The 17,840-nt window shown below is 42.5% G+C and carries 11 protein-coding genes and 1 tRNA gene; 6 read left to right on the forward strand and 6 right to left on the reverse strand.

Annotation, left to right across the window (positions count from 1 at the left end; genetic code table 11):
* Positions 1 to 24 precede the first annotated feature (24 nt).
* Both J4E06_RS14925 and J4E06_RS14930 read right to left on the reverse strand, forming a co-directional pair.
* Entirely contained in the window at positions 25 to 1,341 is a 1,317-nt protein-coding gene (locus J4E06_RS14925; protein WP_349524777.1) for an HTTM domain-containing protein, read from the reverse strand.
* A complete protein-coding gene (locus J4E06_RS14930) occupies positions 1,342 to 2,271 on the reverse strand; it encodes a bifunctional riboflavin kinase/FAD synthetase (RefSeq protein ID WP_349524778.1) in 930 nt (309 codons plus the stop codon).
* Positions 2,272 to 2,329: 58 nt separating this feature from the next.
* On the opposite strand from J4E06_RS14930, the gene J4E06_RS14935 reads away from it, so the two are divergent.
* Together J4E06_RS14935 and J4E06_RS14940 are read left to right on the forward strand one after the other, a co-directional pair.
* Positions 2,330 to 6,124, forward strand: a complete 3,795-nt coding sequence (locus tag J4E06_RS14935) for a reprolysin-like metallopeptidase (RefSeq protein WP_349524779.1) — start codon at positions 2,330 to 2,332, stop codon at positions 6,122 to 6,124.
* Positions 6,121 to 6,807: a hypothetical protein gene (locus tag J4E06_RS14940; RefSeq protein WP_349524780.1), complete on the forward strand. Its 687-nt coding sequence runs from the start codon at positions 6,121 to 6,123 to the stop codon at positions 6,805 to 6,807. The genes J4E06_RS14935 and J4E06_RS14940 overlap by 4 nt, the downstream gene beginning before the upstream one ends.
* 3 nt (positions 6,808 to 6,810) lie before the next feature.
* Here J4E06_RS14940 and pth read toward each other — a convergent pair whose 3' ends face one another.
* From pth to J4E06_RS14955, 3 genes are all read right to left on the reverse strand, one after another.
* On the reverse strand, positions 6,811 to 7,440 hold the full coding sequence (pth, locus tag J4E06_RS14945; RefSeq protein ID WP_349524781.1) for an aminoacyl-tRNA hydrolase: 630 nt from the start codon (positions 7,438 to 7,440) through the stop codon (positions 6,811 to 6,813).
* 89 nt (positions 7,441 to 7,529) lie between these two features.
* Positions 7,530 to 8,183, reverse strand: coding sequence for a 50S ribosomal protein L25/general stress protein Ctc (locus J4E06_RS14950; protein ID WP_349524782.1), 654 nt, complete (start codon positions 8,181 to 8,183; stop codon positions 7,530 to 7,532).
* Between the two features lie 19 nt (positions 8,184 to 8,202).
* Positions 8,203 to 9,144 (reverse strand): ribose-phosphate pyrophosphokinase, encoded by a 942-nt coding sequence (locus J4E06_RS14955; protein WP_349524783.1) that lies wholly within the window; start codon positions 9,142 to 9,144, stop codon positions 8,203 to 8,205.
* A gap of 160 nt (positions 9,145 to 9,304) precedes the next feature.
* Between J4E06_RS14955 and J4E06_RS14960 the strand changes: the two genes are divergently transcribed.
* Positions 9,305 to 9,386 (forward strand) — tRNA-Leu (locus tag J4E06_RS14960).
* A 43-nt stretch (positions 9,387 to 9,429) separates the two neighbouring features.
* Here J4E06_RS14960 and J4E06_RS14965 read toward each other — a convergent pair.
* Entirely contained in the window at positions 9,430 to 9,921 is a 492-nt protein-coding gene (locus J4E06_RS14965; RefSeq protein WP_349524784.1) for a PAS domain-containing protein, read from the reverse strand.
* 428 nt (positions 9,922 to 10,349) lie between these two features.
* Between J4E06_RS14965 and J4E06_RS14970 the strand changes: the two genes are divergently transcribed.
* The 3 genes from J4E06_RS14970 to J4E06_RS14980 all read left to right on the forward strand — a co-directional run bounded on the left by J4E06_RS14970 (position 10,350) and on the right by J4E06_RS14980 (position 17,839).
* A complete protein-coding gene (locus J4E06_RS14970; protein WP_349524785.1) occupies positions 10,350 to 11,624 on the forward strand; it encodes a ribonucleotide-diphosphate reductase subunit beta in 1,275 nt (424 codons plus the stop codon).
* A 3-nt stretch (positions 11,625 to 11,627) separates the two neighbouring features.
* A complete protein-coding gene (locus J4E06_RS14975) occupies positions 11,628 to 13,418 on the forward strand; it encodes a ribonucleoside-diphosphate reductase subunit alpha (RefSeq protein ID WP_349524786.1) in 1,791 nt (596 codons plus the stop codon).
* 335 nt (positions 13,419 to 13,753) lie between these two features.
* Entirely contained in the window at positions 13,754 to 17,839 is a 4,086-nt protein-coding gene (locus J4E06_RS14980) for a T9SS type B sorting domain-containing protein (RefSeq protein ID WP_349524787.1), read from the forward strand.
* Position 17,840 lies beyond the last annotated feature (1 nt).

Consider the following 17,840-nt stretch of genomic DNA (forward strand, 5'->3'; position numbering starts at 1 on the left):
TCCAATATTAAGAAGTGCCCAAGTTTATTCCTTGGTTGAAGGGAGAATCCAATCGTTGTGGGCAAAATGCTTCCACGGAACGTTGGCCAAATCTACGTTGGGGTCTATCAATTCTCTTCTTGGAGCTTGGTTCACCCTGACTTTGTTTTTGGCAAAAACTTGCACATTTTCTCCTTTTTGAGCGTACTCTTTTTTTAGGTACTGTGCAAATTGCCAGATAAAATCGGGATAGCAAGCCACTCTTCGTTGCTGTTTTTTGGTGAGATAATCGTTTAGGTTGATCAAGGTGGTATCCTTTGTTTCTGTATTTACAACTCTAAATGTGATGCTTCCCGAACGGCTGCGCAGCATCATCCGCCAGCTTAACCGGTGGCCCTCTTCGGTCCAGAGCACATCATCTTTAAAGAAATGGTGCCGAAGCGGCAAAACCAATTGAAACAGAAAGTAGATGCCTAAAACCGTCAAAATCACATTCTTGTTTTTGGGGATGATAATTTTGGTTTCTGGAATTATCTTTTTGGTTCTTAAAAAGATGTTCCGGATGGTCTGTGGTTCAAAAAAGAAAACGATAAATGCGAGTGACAAGTAAGGGAAAATGCCTATCTGAAATACGATGCTGTTGAACAAGTGGAAGAAAATGGACAGTACAAAGGCAATTTTTCGGGTGGGTTTCCAAAGTAATGCGGGCACAATCAGCAAATCAAAGCAAATACCGAAAACCGCTATTATTTTATGCACCCATTTTTGTTGGAGAAGGTCGCCAATCACATAGTAACCCTTCTTGGAACTCATCAATACTTCGATCATGCTAAAATCCAACCAATCTGCATACAATTTAGCTACCGATGCGTAGGTGTATACGATGAAGAGCTGGAGGATAATAATCCATCGCACCCCGTTGAACATTGTCTGGGAAAGGAGTTTCGGACTCAATTTCACATCTAAGGATGCATCTCGGTTTGCTGGTAGAAATGCCATAATGTAGGCAAGCAGCATCAGCAAATAATAGTGGTTGTTGTAGGATGTTTTTTGCATCAAATATACCCCCGACCATAAAATGGCAAAGGCCAATGCACCAAAGCGATATTTGTACCCAAAAGCAATCAAAAGTCCTAAAGTGCCCATCACGGCAAAATAAATGTACATCCCATTGCCAGGTAAGGGTTGCAACCATTCAAAACCAATAAAGGAAAAAGTGAATTGGGGCTCCACTAGAGTTCGGCGCACCCAGCCCGTGGCTATGGCTCCGTAACATTCCGCACTCACCAAAAGTCCATAGAATACTCTGAACACTATCAGTTGTGCGTTGTCAATCTTTTTAAATAGAAATTGGTCGAGCATTTATTTGGAGATTAGGTCCAAAGAATGGTCTTTGTCTTTTTGTAATTGTTCCTTAAGTTCTTCAATAGAATTGAACTTATGCTCGTCTCGAATGCGGTGCAACAATTCCACCTGGATTTTTTTGTCGTAAAGGTTTCCTTCAAACTCAAAAAAATTGACTTCGATACTTTTTTGAGAACCATCTACGGTGGGGTTGAAGCCAATGTTCATCATCCCGAAATATGCTTTGCCGTCAATCTTGCTTCGTACTACATACGCACCATTTTTTGGGATTAGTTTGTATGCTTCGGCAATATGAAGGTTAGCCGTGGGGAAACCGAAATCCCTTCCCAAGCCACGTCCTTTTTTTACGGTGCCCGTGAGCATATAGGCATAGCTCAGGTAGTTGTTGGCCGTTTCCACATCGCCATCCAACAAAGCCTTCCTGATTTTTGTGGAACTTACGGAAACATCATCAATTTCTTGCGCGGGAATCTCTTCCACTTCAAAATCGAAGGTGTTTCCGAAAGAAATCAGGTCTTGTATATTGGCATTGCGGTTGCGGCCAAATCTATGGTCGTATCCAATAATTACTCTTTTTGATTTGATGTTGTTGACTAGAATGTCGCGAACAAAATCAATCGCAGAAAGCCGTGAAAACTGTCTGGTAAAGGGGTGGATGATCAAATAATCCAGTCCCAAGGTTTCCAAAATTTGCTTTTTCTCCTCTAGGGTATTCAGCAATTTTATGTCCACATCTTTTTGCAAAACCATCCGCGGATGAGGGAAAAAAGTAAGCACTGTGGACTTGAGCCCCGTGTTTTTGGCATTGTTTGTGAGGCGTTCCAATATCTTGCGGTGTCCAAGGTGCACACCATCAAAAGTGCCGATGGTCACCACTGTATGGTGCGGAATATGCTTAAAATCAGAAATGTTTTGGATTGTTTCCAACGCAATATAGAAATAAAAAAAGGCTTACATTTGAAATTATACTATGCCCTAACCGTGTATGAAAGCTAAATTACATTTTGTTTTTTCAATAGCCATATTTTTTAGCTGCTTTTGCATTTACGGGCAGCAAGGTTATTGGAAAGGCATTCCCAAACAATCGAACCTACGAAGTGCTTCCCTAAAGGATATTTCTGAAGCCAAAAAGGTTTTGTCCTTGGATAAAGAAGGTTTTTCCAAGGAAATGAGATCTTTCGCAACAGCAAAAATGAAAGGGAAAATTGTTTATCTCCCAAACGCCGAAGGCAATATTGTTCCGTTTAATTTGAAGGAAACCGCGGTGCTGCATCCTGACCTTGCCAAGAAATACCCCAATATAAAGTCGTACTCGGGAGTCAGTTCCGATGGCAAATACAAAGTAAAGCTCAGCAGTTCGCACAAGGGTCTTCAAACTATGATCGTGAATTTGCAGAACCACAAGACTTCGTTCATGGAGCCTGTTTTAAATAAGGCGGATACCTATGTTTTGTATGCTAAAGAAGATGGGCTTTCCTCAAAAATGGATTTTATCTGTGAAACCAGCAAAGATTTATTCGGTACAGGAAGTAAGTCATCTGGCACTGCGTCAAAGACCATTGTTCCTTTGGTGGATGGGCAAGTATTGCGTAAATATAGAATTGCGGTTTCCGCCTCGGGTGAATATACCCAAGAAATGGGCGGTACAGTGGAGGACGCCTTGGCGGGAATCAACGCGACACTAACACGGGTCAACGAAGTGTTTGAGACAGATTTGGGCGTTACTTTGGAACTTGTTCCCAATAACGACGAAATTATCTTTACCAACGCCAATACCGACCCTTATGATGATAGTCTAAATTCGGAAGTGCAGTCGACCATTACCTCATTCATCGGAGAGGAAAATTATGATGTAGGTCATCTTTTTCACAAAGTGGATGAAGGCTTGGACAATGGTAATGCCGGTTTTATAGCCTCGGTGTGTATAGACAATAGGAAGGGAAGCGCTTTCTCATCAGGGTTTAATCCACAGGGAGATGTTTTTGATTTGGACTATGTGGCACACGAACTTGGGCATCAATTTGGTGCCAACCATACTTGGTCCTTTGAATCTGAAGGTACTGGGGTCCAGGCAGAGCCTGCCAGTGGCTCAACTATTATGGGGTACGCCGGAATTGTTTCCGGAAACAATGTGGCGCCAAATGGCGATGATTATTTTCATTATAACAGTATTCTTCAAATCGCTACTTATTTGGTAACCACTTCTTGTGCTCAGACGGAACCATTGGTGAATTCGCCACCTGTTTTGACGCCTGTCGGTGATTATATAATTCCAAAAGGTACCGCTTTTGTATTGGAAGGTATTGCAACAGACCCAGATGTAGATGATGTGCTCACCTACACTTGGGAACAAATAGACGATGGTATAGTGACCACTTCATCTTTTGGGTCCACCAATCCAAGTGGCGCCAATTTTAGGTCGCTTCCGCCAAGTACAGACCCCATAAGATATTTTCCTAGGCTCTCCGAGGTAGTTCAGGGGAATCTTACCCAAACCAATCCCACAACAGGAAGCGCTTGGGAAACAGTATCGGACATAGAACGTAACCTAGGTTTTGCCTTTACCGTTCGTGATAATGCCGAAGGTGGGGGGCAGGTTGTTTCCGATGTCTTGCAAGTTGGGGTGATAAAGGCCGCAGGTCCTTTTGTGGTTACTTCGCAAACAGCTAGTGAAGTTTATCAAGCAGGTTCTTTGCAAGAAATTACTTGGGATGTAGCCAATACGGATGTTGCGCCCATCAATGCCCAAAATGTGGACATACTTCTCTCCTTGGACGGGGGATTGACCTTCCCCATCACATTATTGGAAAACACACTTAATGATGGTTCTGAGGAAATATTGTTGCCGGGCGATGTTACAGAAACAGGGCGTATTATGGTCAAGGCAAGCGATAATGTCTTCTTTGCTGTCAATTCATTGGATTTTACCATTGAACAATCCGAAGTAGTCCTCAATTTTGATAACCTGGTTTATGAAGTTTGCCAGCCGGATGACCTGATCATTCCATTTGTATATGAAACCTATTCAGGATTTAATGAAACATCAACATTTTCTGCAGATGTTCCTGTAGGCTTAACCGCTAGCTTTACGCCAACAGAGGCGAGTGCCGATCAAACAGCGGTCGATTTGACCTTATCCAACACCAATGGAATTGCTCCGGGTGTATACGATATTGTGGTAAATGCCACTTCCGCATCGGTGACCAAAAGCGTGTTGCTTACCGTTACAGTCCAAGATGGTACTTTTTCCGATGTGGCCCTTTTGTCCCCCGCCAATGGGGAAGGCGGTGTTTCTTTGGACGCACAACTTAGCTGGGAAGCCAATCCCTTGTATTCCAATTATGATGTTGAGATCGCAACGGACAATTTATTTACTGAAATCGTGGAATCTGCCACCATACCTTTCACCAATTATAAGGCCACCAGTTTGGAAGCTGAAACCGAATATTTTTGGCGGGTGAGGCCAAACAATGGCTGTGGCAGTGGAACTTTTGGAACTGCGTTCAACTTTATTACATCGCAGGTGGACTGCAAAAGCAAGGAGCCAAACGATTTGCCCTTGACCATTTCAGCTTCAGGAACACCAACGGTAACAACATCCATTTTGTTTGTGGAAGATTTGCCCGTATCGGATGTAAATGTCAACTTGGAGTTGAACCATACCTATTTGGAAGACCTTATTGTTACACTCATTTCGCCATCAGGAACAGAAGTAGCTTTGATTTCGAATACCTGTGGAGATCTAAATAATATTAATGCAGTTTTTGATGATGACGGAGACCCCATTGTATGTGGAGAAAACCCGGCAATTTCAGGAACAGTGATTCCTTTAGGGTCGTTGGCCTCCTTAAAAGGAGAATCTATTTTGGGCGAATGGATATTGGAAATACAAGATACGGCGGCTAGTGATGGAGGTAGTTTAATTGCTTTTTCTTTGGATGTGTGTATCGAAGGAAGCTACCGGCCCGATGAAGATGAAGACGGTGTTTTTGACGATGGCAATGATCTTTGTTTGGGTACTCCAAAGGGGGTTGAAGTAGATACCAACGGATGTGCCATTTATAGATTTGCTTCTGATAATTTTGAGGTTGAGATAGAAAGTGAAACGTGCCGAAGCAGTGATAACGGTTCCATTACCATTACTCCGTTTGACACTTCCATTACCTATACGGCGGTTTTGGATGGTGCAGGTGGCATGGAATCTTTTGATTTTACCGATTCTCAAACCTTTACCAATTTAACTGCGGGCGAATACTCCCTTTGCATTACCGGAACCAATGGAATGATTACCTATCAAGAGGTGTGTTTTGATGCCGTAATTACCCAGCCTGACGTGCTCGATGTGACAGCCTTGATAGATGCTGGAATATTAGGTGTTGAATTGGACGGTGCTTCCTTTTACAATGTGGAGCTGAATGGTTTGGTAACTCAAACGGAGGCATCAAAAGTTGAACTGGCTTTAAAGGAAGGCGTGAACACTTTGAGGGTTTATTCCAATATACCATGTCAAGGTGTTGTGGAAAAGACCTTGTTTTATTCCTCTCGACCCATAATTTCACCAAATCCAGTTGATGCGATTACAGAAGTTTATTTGGCCGGTTTTGAAGGTGATGTTGCGATTCAAATATTTACCGCCAATGGTAGGTTGGTGCGAACTGAAAACAGAAGGGTCGCTGGAGAAGACCTTCAATTGAATCTATCCGGCCTTCCCAAAGGAATTTATTATTTAGGTGTAGCAAAAGCAGGTGTAAAGGAAATGTTTAAACTCATAAAAAGATGATTCGGAATATAATTTGGCTCTCCATATTGGTTTTGTTGGTTTCTTGTGGGGGAGATGATGGACCGCCACCTGCACCGGAAGGAGCGGCTTTGGTTTTTCCTGAAGAAAACTCGGAATGTACCACCGGAACCGATATCAACCAAACATCTACCCAGGTTACCTTTCGTTGGATGGCATCCAATAACACGGAGAACTATACATTGAGCGTCACAAATTTGAATACCAATGTTCCGCAAAACATATCCACGGCATCAACATCGGCGAGTTTAACCATAACAAAGGGAACACCATATGCGTGGTCCGTTACTTCGCGTAACTCGAACTCCGATCAAGTGGCTTCTAGCCCAACTTGGCTGTTTTACAATGCGGGATCTCAAACTACCTATGCGCCTTTTCCAGCACAATTGGTAAACCCTTTGTCGGGTGCTACAGTGCAAATGGATATAGCCAATGAAGTACTTTTGGAGTGGTCTGGCGCAGATGTGGATAACGATATTGAATCTTTTGAAGTGTTTTTTTCCGAAACCAATCCACCGACAACATCGGTTGGAATAACCAATGCAAGCGGTATGGAAATTCCCGTAGGTGTCGAGTCTGGCAATGTTTATTATTGGAGGGTAGTTACTACCGATTTGGAGGGGAATACCTCAATCTCGGGAGTGTTCGACTTTAGAGTGCTCTAATGACTATTTGCCATTGAATAGGTTCATCGTATTTTTTACACCGGCAAACACAAAGGAACGAATAAGGTCTGTTGATTTTTTTAAGCGTTCGGGCATGGCCTTCTGTTGGTCATCATCCCATTTGCCCAAAACATAATCGACTTGGTTGCCTTTACTGAAATCGGAACCTACACCAAATCTAAAACGGTTATATTTAGTGGTCTGTAGTACATTTTGGATATCTTTTAATCCATTGTGTCCACCATCACTTCCTTTGCTTTTTAGTCGGATACTCCCAAAGGGCAGGTTCAGGTCATCGGTAATGATGAGTATATTATCCAGACCGATATTTTCCTTGTCCATCCAATATTTTACAGCTTTCCCGCTTAAATTCATATAAGTGGACGGCTTTAGGCAGACCACACTTTTACCTTTGTGTTTAAAAGTGGCAACTGCCCCCAATTTGGCACTTTCAAAAGTAAAATCTTCTTGCTCTGCTAAAAAATCTAGAATCTTGAAGCCTATATTGTGACGGGTTTCCCTGTATTCGGTTCCAATATTTCCAAGGCCAACAATCAAAAATTTTTTCATGGGGTCGGTTTCTTCCAGTAGTTGTTTTGATGCGCCAAAAAGCTGTTTGATAAAATTGAGCATCGGCTTTGTTTGATTGGTCTAAAAATACAAAAGCATCCCAAATTTTTACCAAGGTAAAAAGGGGATGCTCTTGCTAAATGTTTACAGTGCTATTCCGCAGCTTCCGCTTCTGGGGCATCACCACCTTCTGTAGCTTCTCCTTCTGCTCCTTCTACTCCTTCTTCATCTTCATCCTCGGCTAGCTCATCATCGATAGAAGTTCTAGATGCTTTAACCTGAACGATAGCAGTACTATCTGGATGCAAGAATGTGTAGTCGTCGTTAAGAATGGTTTCCACAGCGATGGTCTGTCCGATCCTCAACTTGGAAATATCAATAGTGATAAAATCCGGAAGCAAATCGGGCAATGCTCTAATGGAAAGCTTTCGCTTTCTAAATAGCAAGCGACCACCATTTTTAACCCCAGGTGAGTTTCCTTCCAAACGTACCGGGATTCTCATGGTTATTGGTTTATCCTCGAACAATTGATAGAAATCGATGTGAAGAATGTTGTCCGTTACAGGGTGAAACTGGATATCCTGTAATACGGCAGCAAACTTTTCGCCATCTTCCAATTCAATTACTACGGTGTGCGCATTTGGGGTGTACACCAAGTCTTTGAATGCGATTTCATCAGCTGAAAAATGCACTGGTTTATCCCCTCCGTAAAGCACGCAAGGGACCTTTCCAGCATTACGTAAGGCCTTGGTAGCAACCTTGCCCACGCTTTCTCTTTGGGATCCTTTGATTGTAATTGACTTCATTGTTATATATTAAATTGATTTACATTAAAAATTTTGAAGATATTGAGGTGTTGTGGTGTACCCTGTGCATGACATCTGCAAAAAGGTCGGCACAAGACAATACCTTAATTTTTTCCTTATTGTGATCTATTGGAATAGAATCGGTAACGATCAATTCCGATAATTGTGATTTTTCTATTCTTTCGTAGGCCTTGCCGGAGAGCAATCCGTGAGTGGTAACGGCACGCACGCTTTCCGCGCCTCTTTCCATCATCAAGTCGGCTGCTTTGGTGAGTGTACCTGCGGTATCCACCATATCATCCACCAACACCACATTCTTTCCCTGTACGTCACCAATCAGTTCCATGTGTGAAATTACGTTGGCTTTGGCTCTTTGCTTATAACAAATGACCACTTCGCACTCCAGTGCCTTGGAGTAGGCATAGGCTCTTTTGGAACCACCCATATCCGGGGAGGCAATGCACAAATTATCAAGGTTCAAACCTCTTAAATAAGGAAGGAACAAAGTGGAAGCAAACAGATGATCCACTGGTTTCTCAAAGAAACCTTGGATTTGGTCCGCGTGCAGGTCCATGGTAATAATTCTTGTGGCACCAGCGGTTTCCAGCATTTTGGCCACCAATTTGGCTGCAATGGGAACGCGTGGTTTGTCCTTTCTGTCCTGTCTGGCCCAACCAAAATAGGGCATAACGGCCGTAATGTGTCTTGCGGAAGCTCTTTTGGCAGCGTCCAGCATCAACAACATTTCCATCAAATTTTCTGAACTTGGATTGGTTGAACCAATGATAAAAATTCGTGCTCCTCGAATGGATTCCTCGAACGAAGGCTGGAATTCGCCATCACTATAACGTGAGAATTGAACTTTCCCCAATTCAGCGCCATAAGAGGCAGCGATTTTCTCGCCCAGCTCAACGCTTTGGGTGCAAGCAAAAATTTTAGGTTCCGGAACTTGATAGGCCATTACAATCTCTTGTTAACTAGCGGTTTAAAGTGCTTTTTAATAAGGAGGTGCAAATTTAAGAATTAATTCGGGTTGCTAAAGGATAAATCAAAGTATTTTTTGGTGATAAATAAAAAATATTTTTTAGCTTTGCACTCGCATTTGAAAATGTGACACCAATGCCTTGGTGGCGGAACTGGTAGACGCGCTGGATTCAAAATCCAGTTCCTTCGGGAGTGGGGGTTCGATTCCCCCCCAAGGTACTTAAGAACCCCTGAAAATCAATTGATTTTCAGGGGTTTTGTTTTAAGCCACCTTCAATTCTTTCTCCAAAGCCATAAAATGGGTCAGCTCCTTTTTTGAGTTGTACAATGGCACTATTTTAATTTGACAGCGATAGGCGTCCCCGTTCTTTTTATAGTTTACAATGGAGCCCTTATAGTTGTGGCTGCTTTGCAGTTGTTCCTTGATTTGTTGTTTGGTTTTGTTCGATGTACTTCCTCCTTGAAGAAAACTGGGTTTTTTGCCCAGCGCATAGTTTTTGTGATATCCCGTCATGTCCGCAAAGCCATCGCTTACCCAAACAATGTGCTGGTCAAGGGTGGTAATCACGATGGCGTCATAGTTTTCCTGTTTGATCAACTCTTGGAATTGACCTTCGGTATGTCGCTTTAGGAAATTATGTATTTGTTCTAAATCGATTTCCTTCTTTAAAGTTTTGATGAGCTGATGATAGTGCTCCAAATACAAATCAAAGCTTATCAACGGTAAAATTTGATTGTTGGTTGTCCCAAACATTTTCTTGGATTTAGTTGGGTAAAAATAGCAACAATATATGATTATATCATTTTTATTGCTTAAACCCTATCATATGTGGAGCATTGCCTTGTGTTGAATGGAACCGAAGGAACTTTTTAACCGTGCCGGTTATCTGTTGCAGACAGTTTTTTTTGTATAAATGCCTGTGAAGATACGTCTTTACTGTACTTTATGATGTAGCCAAAAAGTATTGTTAAAAAACTGTGAAAATCTTTTTGGAGCGGCTAAGTTTTGACGGCTTTTTTTTCAAGCCCTTGTACTACGTTTGATTCCACGTTTTTTAGACCCCAAAAAAACAAATGTTGATAAAAGTGTTAAGAACCTAATCGGGTTGACTTAAAATACAAGTAAAGAAAATGTGAATTTTACAGTCAAGCTATTTTTTTCAACTCCAAACCGTTTTCTTCATGCAGATTACTCATTTAACAAAGAGGGATTTTAGTACGCAAGAATTTGATTTACACAAGATTACTAATGCAATCTTAAAGGCTATGACCGCTGTGGAACATGGTCAGATCAATGATGCGCAGACCATTGCCAATAACGTCAACAAAGTGTTATTGGAAAGAAAAAGCCAAGACGAACATTATGTGCCGACCGTGGAGGAGGTGCAAGACGTAGTGGAAAACCAACTTATGGATAGTGAGTTCCACGATGTGGCCAAAGCATACATTATTTACAGGAACAAAAGGGCACAAATGCGCGAATCCGATATTTTCGAGAAACGCATCAACTTGAAGCCTTACGAGTACCCTCAGTTGTATGAGTACGTTCCGGCAATCAGACATTCTTACTGGATACATACCGAGTTTAATTTTACCAGCGATATCCAAGATTTTAAATCCGGGTTGAACGAAGTTGAACGTAGTGCCATCAAGAATACCATGTTGGCCATTTCTCAAATTGAGGTAGCAGTAAAATCATTCTGGGGCGATATTTACCATAGAATGCCAAAGCCGGAAATTGGTTCGGTCGGAGCTACGTTTGCAGAGAGTGAGGTGCGTCACCACGATGCATACTCCCATCTTTTGGAAATTTTGGGCCTGAACCAAGAGTTCGAAAACCTAAAGAAGAAACCGGTGATCATGAAACGTGTGCAGTATTTGGAGACTGCACTTAAAAATGCAAAAAGTGAGAACAACAAGGAATATGCAGAATCTATATTGCTTTTCTCCCTTTTCATTGAACACGTGTCCCTCTTCTCTCAATTTTTGATCATTATGGCGTTCAACAAGCACAAAAATGTGCTGAAGGGAATTTCCAATGTGGTTGAGGCTACATCAAAAGAAGAGCAAATTCACGGGGATTTCGGTATCGATGTCATCAATATCATCAAAAAAGAACATCCGGAGTGGTTCGATGATGCTTATAAAGAAATGATCCAGGACATCTGTGTAAAAGCATTCGACGCAGAAAGCAGAATAGTGGACTGGATTTTTGAAGCTGGTGAATTGGATTTCTTGCCAAAGAATTTGGTGAACGAATTCATCAAAAACAGATTCAACAATTCCTTGGAGAGCATTGGAATCTCCAAAATATTCGATGTCGATCAAAAACTATTAGACCAGACCGAATGGTTCGATGACGAGATCATAGGAACAAAACACGGAGACTTTTTTGTAAAAAGATCCATCAACTACAGCAAAAGAACACAAAGTATAACAAGCGACGACCTTTTTTAAATTATGGAGAAGAGAACACAAACAACCCCGACCACCGATCAAAAGCAGGATAACAAAACGCAAGAACTTGTTAACGCAAGAAAGGATACCTTGACTAAACTCAAAACAGAGGAAGGCAAAGGATTTGAATGGTTGAACGAATATAGCCGAAAGTTTTTGGCGTCTGGATACCTTACCGAAGGCGTAAGTCCGGAGGAGCGTATACGTGAAATTGGTGATAGGGCAGAAGAAATTTTGCAGATTCCGGGGTATTCGGATAAATTTTACGGTTATATGTCCGAAGGTTTTTTCTCTTTGGCCTCTCCTGTGTGGTCCAACTTTGGAAAAAAACGTGGTTTGCCCATCAGTTGCTTTGGATCGCACATTGATGATGACATGGGGAACATCCTGTATACCCAATCCGAAGTGGGGATGATGTCGAAACTAGGTGGTGGCACCTCGGGTTACTTCGGTAAGATCAGGCACAGAGGCTCTGCTGTTAAAAATAACGGACAGGCTTCAGGAGCGGTTCACATAATGCAGTTGTTCGAATCCATGGTCGATGTGGTAAGCCAAGGATCGGTACGTCGAGGTCGTTTTTCTCCATATTTACCGATTGACCATAAGGACATCATGGAATTTTTGGAAATCGGTACAGAAGGGAACCCTATTCAACAATTGACCCATGGGGTTACAGTGACCAACCAGTGGATGCAAGAAATGATTGAAGGCGATACGGATAAAAGAACTGTTTGGGCCAAGGTATTGCAGCGTAGGGGAGAAATGGGATACCCATATATATTCTTCTCCGATAATGCCAACGACGGTGCCGCGGATGTCTACAAAGACAAAAGCCACCGCATCCACGCCAGTAACCTCTGTACGGAAATCATGTTGCCATCCAATGATGATTGGTCGTTTGTATGCGTACTTTCCAGTATCAACTTGATGCATTACGATAAATGGAAAAAGACAGACGCCGTGGAAACCATGGTTCACTTCTTGGATGCCGTGATTACTGAATTTATAGAGAAATTGGAAGCCTATAGGGATTCTTCCGATAGAGAAGACCAACAAACCTTCCTATTTATGGAGCGCGCTTACAACTTTGCCAAGCAAAACCGGTCCTTGGGATTGGGCGCTTTGGGGTGGCACTCTTTGTTGCAGTCCAAAAGATTGGCATTCAACAGCCAAGAGGCCTACAACTTGAACAGTGAAATTTTTAAAGAGATCAAAGAGCGTTCGTACAAAGCATCCGAACAATTGGCGGAACGTTTTGGCGAGCCGGATGTATTGAAAGGCTACGGAAGACGAAATGCTACCTTGAATGCCATTGCACCGACTACATCATCCGCTTTCATATTGGGTCAAGTGTCCCAAGGAATTGAACCGATTTGGTCCAATTGCTACGTAAAGGATATCGCCAAGATCAAAGTGACCATCAAAAATCCATTCTTGATGGACTTGTTGGAAGAAAAAGACCAAAACACACCTGAAGTGTGGAAGAGTATCCGCGATATGGATGGTTCTGTACAGCACTTGGACTTTTTAACGGAAGAAGAAAAAGCGGTGTTCAAGACCTATTCGGAATTGGATCAATTGGACATTGTTTATCAAGCTGCCAACAGACAAAACCATATAGACCAAGGACAATCGGTGAACATTATTGTGCACCCGGATATGCCGACCAAGGATATCAACAAAATCCACGTTACGGCTTGGAAATTGGGGTTAAAGTCCTTGTACTATCAGCACAGTATGAACGCTGCACAAAAATTCAAGCAAAAGAAGGATTGTGTGAGCTGTGAGGCATAGAAGATAAAATAACCAACTTTAAAGAAAAGGGCCCTGTTAAAACAGGGTCTTTTTTTTGCACAGTACTTTTTTATTCCTGATGAGCCGCTCCATAATGGCATTTCTTGTTAAAACCAGTGTACTGGCGCCGTTTGTAATACAACAGCTTTTCTTTCATCAGTAATGTACGTTTTCACAACAAAACCGTCTTGCCATACAACATAACTTCTCAATTCTTCCCTGTTCTTGATAAGTTTGGATAAGCCTTACCACGTAAGGAGAACCTCATCAACGCAACTATGTACAAACCCCAATCCTCCCTAATTTCTAGGTGTTTCTTATTGATGGTTTTTTTTATGTTCGTTTCCGTTCAAAAAGGGTATGCACAAGATTGTGTAGTTGAAGCAGGTCCGAATCAAACTTTCGACCAGACCACAGCAGTATTTTTAAACGCAGCTACGCCACCGGTAGGCACGGGGTCTTGGACACAGCTTTCAGGTCCAACATTGGTGACTTTTGATGATGGAAACAATCCCAACACCCAAGTTTTTGGCACCACGCTAGGGACTTACATTTTTCAATGGACGGTTTCCGACGCCTCTTGCGATACAGCTTCAGATACGGCGGCAACCACTATTGAGGGTATTGACTTAGAAATGGAAATAGTAGCCAGCGACCCTGAACCGGATATTGGTGATGTGGTCACTTTTACCATCAATCTGAGTAATTTGGGAGATGTGGACGCCACAGGGGTTGCTATAGAAAATTTGGTACCATATGGTTTTACAAATATTACAGCAATTGATAATAGTGGAACCTTCAGTTTTTTGACGGATATGGTTACCTGGACAGGAATTAATGTTCCTGTGGGAAACAATACAGTGGCGTTAAATTTTGATGCTACCGTACAGACACCAACAGGCACTATAGGTGAATACACCCATATTGCCGAAGTGATTTTTGCCAATCAATCGGATGTGGACAGCACGCCCAATAATGATGATGGCGACCAGAGCGAGGATGATGAAGATACTATTACGGCAGCACCACTACAGGCGGACCTTTCGTTGGTAAAATCGGTTGTGGGAGGAAATTTATCCCCTTATGTAGGAGCACAAATCAGTTTTGAGATATCCATTTCCAACGATGGGCCGCATACTGCAACCAACGTGAGGGTCGTGGACCAGTTATTGTCCGGCTTTACTTTTGTTTCGTATTCTGCAACCACCGGCACCTATGATCCAAACAGTGGTTTTTGGGAAGTGGGTACGTTGCCCAACGGAAATACAGAAACCCTAACTATAGATGTTGAAGTCAATGCTTCAGGAAATTATACCAATACCTCACAAATTATTGCTTCTGATGCTTTTGATATTGATTCAACGCCATCCAATGGAGTCTCTTCGGAAGATGACCAAGGCGATGTGGTCGTGGCTCCCGAAGAACGTATTGATCTATCCTTGACCAAAACCATTGATAAATCACCACCATTGGTCAGTGATAATGTTCGGTTTACTTTGACAGTTACCAACGATGGTCCCAGTGATGCAACTTCAGTGGAAGTGACTGACCTTTTGCCCTCTGGCTATAGCTATGTATCCCATAATGGGGGCACATATGATGAAACAACAGGTATTTGGAATGTAGGATTTTTGGCGAATGGTGGTTCCACAAGCTTAAGTATCCTTTGCAATGTGAACTCGTCCGGAGATTACGATAATGTTGCGGAAATTACGAATCACGATCAAACAGATATTGATTCAACCCCAAACAATGATGTGCCTGGTGAAGATGACCAGGACCAAGTTTCGGTTATACCAGAACCTATAGTGGATATCTCGGTTACAAAAACAGTTGATGAATTGATTCCTGAAGTAGGAGAGGAGATTCTTTTTACCATAACTGTCCAAAATGATGGCCCTAGTGATGCCACCAATGTCGTAGTTACCGATGTTTTGCCAACGGGCTATCAATTTGTAAATACAATACCCTCATCAGGAACCTACAATGCCACCAATGGCTCTTGGGTGGTCGGTAATTTGACCAATGGAGCTGCCGAGACGCTGGAAATGACCGTAGAGGTTTTATCAACCGGAAATTATGTTAATACCGCAGAGCTGACCAACGTTGCTGAAAACGATGTGGACTCCAGTCCAAACAACAACAACGAATCAGAAGATGATCAACAAACCGTGGAGCCCATTGTGATTCCAGTGGCGGACCTGCAATTGCGTAAATCGGTGAACGTGTTGAGTCCTTATGTGGGACAAGAAGTGATTTTTACAATCAATATTACCAATTTAGGACCTAGTGATGCTTCTGGAGTTGAGGTAATGGATTTGTTGCCGGATGGGTACACTTATGTTTCCCATGGTACCACAGCAGGGATTTACAACGCTACTTCTGGAATGTGGGTGCTCAACGGTGATTTGGCCGATGGAAGCACCGAAACGTTGTCCATTGTGGCGAGGGTGAACAACTCGGGAGACTATTTTAATGTAACCGAAGTATTTGCCGTGGATCAATATGACCCCAATTCAATTCCAAATAACAGTAATGTTTTTGAAAACGATCAAGACAGCGCAGGAACAACCCCGGTACCTTCAGCGGATTTAAATGTGGATGTTAGTGTGGACAATGCGTTACCCGATGTTGGGTCACAAGTTACATTTACCATAACCTTGACCAATGAGGGTCCCAGTGATGCCATAGGAGTTGAAGTGGAAAATATATTGCCCGATGGCTTTACCTATGTTTCGGATGATTCAGGAGGATTGCTTAATCCATCTGACGGAATTTGGGATGTTGGAACTATTCCTTTGGAATCACAAATAGAACTGAACATTGTTGCCGAGGTGAATCCTTCAGGGAATTACACCGCAACTGTCGAGGTTGTTGACGCCACTTTTTTTGATGCTGATTCCACCCCGAACAATAATAACCCATCAGAAGATGATCAAGACGAACAATCGGTCACTCCAAGACACGTCACCGATATTTCTGTATCCAAAGCGGTAAACGATATGAATCCCGAAGTAGGGGATGAGGTTGTTTTTACCATTGAGGTAACCAATGATGGGCCCAACGATGCCTCAGGATTGATTATTGAAGATGAATTGGAAAACGGATATCAATTTGTGTCTGCTATAACTTCATCTGGGATTTATGATGAAATTGCAGGTTCGTGGGATTTGCCCGCCATTACCAATGGTTCGACCGAAACATTGGAGGTCAGGGCGATTGTACTGTCAAGCGGAGTATACAAGAATACTGCTGAACTGATAGCCTTGGATACTTACGACCCAGATTCCAACCCGAACAATAATTTAGGCTCCGAGGATGATCAATCCACGGTGATTCCAGTTCCTGGCGGATTGAATGATCTATCACTTTCCAAAACAGTGGACAATATCAATCCTAACGTAGGTGATGTGGTTCGGTTTGTGGTAAGTATCACCAATAACGGCCCGTCCGATGCCAGAAATGTTGAGGTGACCGAGGTTTTGCCATCTGGTTACACTTACGAATCGCACACATCAACAGCTGGGGTTTACAATGTTGATTCTGGTATTTGGAGTGTGAACCGGACCATTTTGAACCAGGATTCGGAGAGTTTGGAAGTTTTGGCTATTGTCAATGTGCCAACAGGAACCGAAAATGAATATTTGAACGAGGCCTTTGTTTCAGCAAGTTTGTATACGGACCCTGATAGCGACCCATCAACAGGGATGGATCAAGATGATTTTGCGGATGGTATTGCTGATGACGACGAAGCGTCAGCATTTGTGGTACCTCAAACTACTGATGTTTCTATTACTAAAATTGTGGATAATGCAATGCCCAATATTGGAGATGAGGTTGTGTTTGAAATAACTGTGACCAATCAAGGTGTGGATGATGCCACAAATATTGGAATACAGGAAGAATTGCCTTCAGGTTATCAATTTATCAGCTCCGAGGTAACTGTTGGAACCTACGATTCAGATACTTTTTTTTGGGAAATAGAATCCTTGTCCGTTTCCGATAATGCGACGCTATTGCTTACTGTAAAAGTTCTGGATATTGAGGATTACGTGAACCGAGTCAATTTGGCCTATGTAGATCAGTGGGATGTAGATGAAAGCAATAATACTGCCGAAGCCTTTATAGAACCCAGTTGCTTGGTGGTGTACAACGAATTTTCACCGAATGGTGATGGTGTGAACGATTATTTTAAGATTGATTGTATTTCTCGTTACCCTGGCAACTCGCTTCAGGTGTATAACCGATGGGGAAACATTGTTTTCCAGACAAAATCATATAAAAATGATTGGGACGGTACTCCGAATGGTCGTGCTATGGTTCAGCCCGAAGACCAGCTGCCCGTGGGCACCTATTATTACATATTGGATTTGGGCGATGGGTCGGAACCACGAACGGATTGGTTGTATTTAAACAGATAAA

Origin of the sequence: Allomuricauda sp. NFXS6 (assembly GCF_040148835.1) — a bacterium.
Lineage (GTDB): Bacteria > Bacteroidota > Bacteroidia > Flavobacteriales > Flavobacteriaceae > Flagellimonas.

Excerpts from the sequence above, each read along its gene's own strand:
- J4E06_RS14925 (WP_349524777.1), bottom strand. The coding sequence starts at position 1,341 with ATGCTCGACCAATTTCTATTTAAAAAGATTGACAACGCACAACTGATA.
- J4E06_RS14935 (WP_349524779.1), top strand. The coding sequence starts at position 2,330 with ATGAAAGCTAAATTACATTTTGTTTTTTCAATAGCCATATTTTTTAGC.
- J4E06_RS14940 (WP_349524780.1), top strand. The coding sequence starts at position 6,121 with ATGATTCGGAATATAATTTGGCTCTCCATATTGGTTTTGTTGGTTTCT.
- pth (WP_349524781.1), bottom strand. The coding sequence starts at position 7,440 with ATGCTCAATTTTATCAAACAGCTTTTTGGCGCATCAAAACAACTACTG.
- J4E06_RS14950 (WP_349524782.1), bottom strand. The coding sequence starts at position 8,183 with ATGAAGTCAATTACAATCAAAGGATCCCAAAGAGAAAGCGTGGGCAAG.
- J4E06_RS14955 (WP_349524783.1), bottom strand. The coding sequence starts at position 9,144 with ATGGCCTATCAAGTTCCGGAACCTAAAATTTTTGCTTGCACCCAAAGC.
- J4E06_RS14965 (WP_349524784.1), bottom strand. The coding sequence starts at position 9,921 with ATGTTTGGGACAACCAACAATCAAATTTTACCGTTGATAAGCTTTGAT.
- J4E06_RS14970 (WP_349524785.1), top strand. The coding sequence starts at position 10,350 with ATGCAGATTACTCATTTAACAAAGAGGGATTTTAGTACGCAAGAATTT.
- J4E06_RS14975 (WP_349524786.1), top strand. The coding sequence starts at position 11,628 with ATGGAGAAGAGAACACAAACAACCCCGACCACCGATCAAAAGCAGGAT.
- J4E06_RS14980 (WP_349524787.1), top strand. The coding sequence starts at position 13,754 with ATGTTCGTTTCCGTTCAAAAAGGGTATGCACAAGATTGTGTAGTTGAA.